Source organism: Collinsella aerofaciens (assembly GCF_015552075.1).
Classification (GTDB): Bacteria; Actinomycetota; Coriobacteriia; order Coriobacteriales; family Coriobacteriaceae; genus Collinsella; species Collinsella aerofaciens_Y.
Genome location: NZ_JADNDZ010000040.1, coordinates 1 through 4,564 on the forward strand (window position 1 = coordinate 1; position 4,564 = coordinate 4,564).

2 protein-coding genes are annotated in these 4,564 nt (G+C 62.1%); both read right to left on the reverse strand.

Going from position 1 to position 4,564, the window contains the following annotated elements; genetic code table 11:
• Positions 1-148: 148 nt before the first annotated feature.
• Positions 149-1,492: a bifunctional folylpolyglutamate synthase/dihydrofolate synthase gene (locus tag I2D41_RS02815; protein ID WP_195363474.1), complete on the reverse strand. Its 1,344-nt coding sequence runs from the start codon at positions 1,490-1,492 to the stop codon at positions 149-151.
• Positions 1,493-1,773: 281 nt separating this feature from the next.
• Positions 1,774-4,470, reverse strand: coding sequence for a valine--tRNA ligase (locus I2D41_RS02820; RefSeq protein ID WP_195363475.1), 2,697 nt, complete (start codon positions 4,468-4,470; stop codon positions 1,774-1,776).
• Between the last annotated feature and the right edge of the window lie 94 nt (positions 4,471-4,564).

The window sequence follows — 4,564 nt, forward strand, 5'->3', positions numbered from 1 at the left end:
AGAACGCTCCCGCAAACTGCCTCTTGACAACTTATAGGAGCGTCGGTTTTAATTTTTCATTTTTCGGCGTGGTCCAGGGCAGTCGATTAAACGAGGTAGATGGGCCCATTTCGTGGCAATCAGGCCAACTAGCTGCCCCGTGAGCGGCTTAGCGCAGCAGGCCGGCTACTTCGCCGGCTAGGGTGATGGTGCCGGCTGCTACGAAGGGCTCGCCCGCGGCATCGAAGGCGGCGAGGGCCTCGGATACGCTGGGGTACGCGCCTGCAAGCTTGTCCGCGTCCACCAGAACGGCGAGCTCCTCTGCCGGTAGGGCTCGGTCGGAATCGGTCTGCGTCACGACTACACGCGGGAAGGCCGGGATCAGCACGTCGACGATGCCCGCCACGTCCTTGTCGGCCAGCGCGGCGCACAGCAGCGTGGGGCGATTCTCCACGCACGGATCAATCTCGTCCAGCGCGCTCACAAAGTTCTCGCAGCTCTGGGGGTTATGACAGGCGTCAATCAGCTTAAGCGGATCGGTCCCCAGCACGTCAAAACGACCCGGTGTGGGGCAACCCATAAGCGATGCATCCAGCGCATCGTGGTCGAGCTCGCGACCCAGATACCCCTCGCAAAGCATAATCGCGCACGCGGCATTCTGCGGCTGATAGGCCGGCTTGACCATGCTCGACGTATAGATCGCACGTGGCGTGGTGCAGCTAAACTCAACCGTGTCGCCCACATGCACCGGCACCTTAGTCGTGGCATGCCTCACCACGAGCGGCACAATGCCGCACTCTCGACAACGGGCATCCATCACGCGCTGAACGCTCGCCTCATGCGTGCCCTCGCCCAGCACAACCAGGCGTCCGGGCTTAATGACCGCAGCCTTCTCCCCCGCAATGGCCTCGAGCGTATCACCCAAAATACGTGTGTGATCGAGCCCAATACCCGTAATGGCCACGGCGACAGGATCGGTCGCACTCGTAGCATCCCAGCGTCCGCCCATGCCGACCTCAAGCACGGCCACGTCCACGCAAGCCTCGGCAAACACCACCAGTGCAGCAGCCGTCAGCAGGTCAAACGGCGTGATGGTATAGGCGCGCTCCCCCGCCGCCACACGACGGGCATTCACTCGATGCCCCGCCTCAACAGCGGCCGAAACGCCACGGGCAAACGCCTCATCGCTCACAACGCGCCCGTCAACCTCCATGCGCTCGGGATAGCGCACCAGCTGAGGCGACGTATACAGCGCGGTCTTGAGCCCCTCGCCGCGAAGAATAGCAGCCGAAAAACGCGTAGTCGAAGTCTTGCCATTGGTACCGGCAACCTGAATGCAATCGAAATACTCGTCCGGACGCCCCAACTCATCGAGCATATCGACAACCGTCTCGAGCAGAGGACCAGCATCCCCAGAAATCCGCCCCGTATCGGCAGCCAGCCCAACAGCCTCACCAAACGAAAGCAACTCAAACGAGAAAGGAACGACATACGACCCAGAACGCTTAGCCATAACCCAAAGTCCCCCAATAACAGAAAAAGAGGCCCACCAAAAAGAATGAGCCCCTCGCGTTGACAATATCAGACTTTATCCGCTTGCAGCAAGATCAAGGCCACAACCAGGTGGCCCTAACCTACCAGTTGCAAGCAGCCATGTAACCGCACTAGGAGCGGCCCGACGCTTTGCTCGATACAAGTTCCGCACGCAAAGGACAGCACTTAATGTGCTGTCCGTCTTGCGCAGGACTGTCCGCAGTAGCGAGCAAAGCGTCGGGACGCGCCCCTCAGTAAGAACTACGAGAAGTCTGCAACCTGAGCAGTCAGCGCCGCCAAGATCTCCTTGAGCTCAGCTGCACGGTCCCTCTTCTTCTGGACCACCGCGGGCGCGGCCTTAGCCACAAAGCCCTCGTTGGCGAGTGTCTTCTCGCAGCCGGCGAGCTCCTTCTGGGCCGCGGCGATCTCCTTCTCCAGGCGCGCCTTCTCGGCCGAAAGGTCAACCTTGCCCTCGAGCACCACAAAGACCTCGACGCCGCTGTCGACCACGGCGATGCTCGCAGCCGGCTTCTCAACGTCGGTGCCCATGACCAGAGAAGCAGTGTTCGCCAGCGGCTCAATCGTCGAGCGCAGGCTCTCGAGCTTCTCGATGTCCTCGGCACCGGCGCGCACGACCACGTCGAGCTCGGCCTTGGGGCTCAAGCGGTAACGCGAACGCGTGGCGCGGGCGGCGGAAACGACGGCGCGGCACAGCTCAAACGCGCGCTCGGCGTCCTCGTCAACATACTTAGCGTAGTCGGCGGGCTCGGGCCACTTGGCGATCATGAGCGCCTCGGCGCGGTTCACGTTGCCCTCGGCGTCCAGATCGAGCACACTCGCCGGCATGTTGTCCCAGATCTCCTCGGTGACAAACGGCATGAGCGGGTGCATCAGGCGAACGGAGGTGTCAAGCACAAAAATCAGGTTGCGCTGCGCCTGCAGACGGCCCTCGCCCTTCAAGCGGGCCTTGGTGACCTCGACGTACCAGTCGCAGACCTCGTTCCAGAAGAACTGCTGCACGCCGCGGGCCATGTCGCCAAAGGTGTAGTTCTCGATACCCTCGGTGACCATCTTCACGGCCTTGGCCAGGCGGCTGAACATCCAAGCGTCTGCCGGCGTCTCCACGACGGGCTCGCCGGGCGTGTAGCCCTCCATGTTCATGAGCAGGAAGCGGCTCGCGTTCCAGATCTTGGTCACAAACGACTTGGCCTGCTCGGTACGCGGACTGTCGATAAGCTTCTTAGTCTTCTTGTCGATGTTCGCGTCGAACTTGACGTCCTGATTGTTGGTGCACAGCGTGAGCAGGTTGTAGCGCATGGCGTCGGCGCCGTACATGCCAATGAGGTCCATGGGGTCAACGCCGTTGCCCTTGGACTTGGACATACGGCTTCCGTCCTTGGCAAGAATCGTCGGGTAGATGACGACGTCCTTAAACGGCACCTCGTCCAGGAAGTACAGCGAGCTCATGACCATGCGGGCGACCCACAGCGCGATGATGTCGCGGGCGGTGACGAGCGCCGTCGTGGGGTGATGTCCCTCGAGCAGCTCCGGCTTTTGCGGCCAGCCCTGCGTGGCGAAGGTCCACAGCTGCGAGCTGAACCAGGTGTCCAGCACGTTCTCGTCCTGATGCACATGATGGCCGCCGCACTTGGGGCACACATCGGTGTCCTCGGTAAGAGCGTCCTCCCAGCCGCAGTCCTCGCAGTAGAACACGGGGATGCGGTGGCCCCACCACAGCTGGCGGCTGATGCACCAGTCCTTAAGGTTCTCCATCCAGGTGGTGTAGGTCTGCGTCCAACGCGCGGGGTGGAAGGTGACCTTGCCAGAGTTGACGGCGTCGAGCGCCGGCCCTTTGAGCTTATCGACGGCGACGAACCACTGCTCGGACAGCCACGGCTCCAGTGCGGCGTCGCAACGGTAGCAGTGCATGACGGAGTGATCGAGGTCCTCGACGTGATCGAGCAGGTCGTGCTCCTCGAACCACTTGATGACGGCCTCGCGGCACTCGTCGCGGTTCATGCCGGTGAACTCGCCGTAGCCTTCGACGACCACCGCGTGCTCGTCGAAGATGTTGATCTGCGGCAGGTCGTGAGCCTGACCCATGGCGTAGTCGTTGGGGTCGTGGGCAGGGGTGACCTTAACGAAGCCGGAACCAAAGTTAGCGTCGACATGCCAATCCTCAAAGATGGGAATCTCGCGGTCGACGATGGGGAGCTTGACGGTCTTACCCACAAAGGCGGCCTTCTCGGGGTCCTTCGGGGAAACGGCGACGCCCGTGTCGCCGAGCATGGTCTCGGGACGCGTGGTGGCGACGACGATGTAGTCCTGGCCGTTGACCGGCTCGGTCAGCGGGTAGCGCAGGTGCCACAGGTGGCCCTTCTCGTCCTTGTACTCGGCCTCGTCGTCCGAGATGGCGGTGGTGCAGTTGGGGCACCAGTTGACGATGCGCTTGCCGCGATAGATCAAGCCGTCGTGGTACCAGTCGCAGAAGACCTTGCGCACGGCCTGGGCGTAATCCTCGTCCATGGTAAAGCGCTCGTTGTCGAAGTCGACGGAGCAGCCCATGCGCTTGATCTGCTCGACGATGATGCCGCCGTACTCGTGGGTCCAATCCCAGCAGGCGTCGACAAACTTGTCGCGGCCAATCTCCAGGCGGCTGATGCCCTCGCTCTTGAGCTTCTTGTCGACCTTGGTCTGCGTGGCGATACCGGCGTGGTCGGTGCCGAGCACCCAGCGCGTGGACTTGCCGCGCATGCGGGCCATACGGATGATGGCGTCCTGGATGGAGTCATCGGTGGCGTGGCCCATGTGGAGCTTGCCGGTCACATTGGGAGGCGGAATGGTGACGGTGCAGTCGCCCACGCCCTCACGGCGCTTGTAGTAGCCGCCGTCGAGCCACTTCTGCAGGATCGCCGGCTCGTTGGTCGACGGATCGTAGTTCTTGGGCATTTCTTCCATATATCTCTCCCTTGCCCGTCGGCGTGTCCGCCTGCTTGGTTTTCGCTCGGTCAGGTCCTGGGCTCGCACGAAGAGCACATTTAGTGCTCTTCGG